The organism is Cupriavidus pauculus (assembly GCF_008801835.1).
Classification (GTDB): Bacteria; Pseudomonadota; Gammaproteobacteria; order Burkholderiales; family Burkholderiaceae; genus Cupriavidus; species Cupriavidus pauculus.
Window position 1 is genome coordinate 1 of sequence record NZ_VZOW01000100.1, and the last position, 834, is coordinate 834.

Annotated in this window: 1 protein-coding gene; it reads right to left on the reverse strand. The window is 60.6% G+C overall.

Annotation, left to right across the window (positions count from 1 at the left end; all coding sequences use genetic code 11):
- On the reverse strand, positions 1 to 776 hold a 776-nt coding region (locus F7R19_RS29555), incomplete at its 3' end, for a T6SS phospholipase effector Tle1-like catalytic domain-containing protein (RefSeq protein WP_322790274.1).
- Between the last annotated feature and the right edge of the window lie 58 nt (positions 777 to 834).

The following is an 834-nucleotide window of genomic DNA, read 5'->3' on the forward strand; positions in this document are numbered from 1 at the left end:
GTCTCGATCGTGCGCAGGTATTCGCTGCGGTCGGTGTTCCAGAGCCGGGTCAGATAGGAACGCCAGTTCATCGTATCGGCCTCGACCTTCAGGCGTCCGTGGTACTGCTGGATTCTTTGCAGTGCTTCCTGGATTTCGGGATCCGTCGAACACATGTTCTCGTACAGATCGCACGGCGCGTGGCCAAAGCGCACCTTCAGCCAGCCATAAAAAAGACGCATGTGCCGAAAGACCTGATCCTCGATCCCGCTGCATCGGCCAATCGTGGCCATGTATTCATCGAACAACGATTTGAGCTCTTCGTCGTATTCGAAGAGCTCGGCGGTTGTTTTCGCCAACTCCGTGGGCGGTGTGAATGGCACCCCGCACATGACCGCCTCCAGCCGCATGCGATTCAACGCGAGGCGGCCGAGCAGATCAGACCGCCCCTGCTCATTGGGACGATAACCGCCGCCAATATCCGAGTGCACGCCTGGAAAAACCAGCTCCTCGCAGCTTGCGGCCGTGTCGCCCACCGGCGTAAGCGGGAAGCAGGCACGCAGTTCGTGGCCCGAGACAATATGGCAGCAGCGCTCGACCTGTTCGGGAATATGCAAAAGCATGTCGCTCAGGTTATGCGCTGGCAGGCCGACCGATTCCACCGTGTCGAAGAGCCCGAGAAAGCGGATATGCAGCGGCGCGGACTCTCCGTCCAGTGCAGTCCCACACGGCCAGTGCGGCACGCCATCCTTCATCGTGCATTTGGCAAGCAGCCGGTTGACGAACGCGCGCGCCAACGTCGCGCCGCGCGAGAAACCGAATACGGCGATGTCGATGCGGGTGACTCGGTGGTTG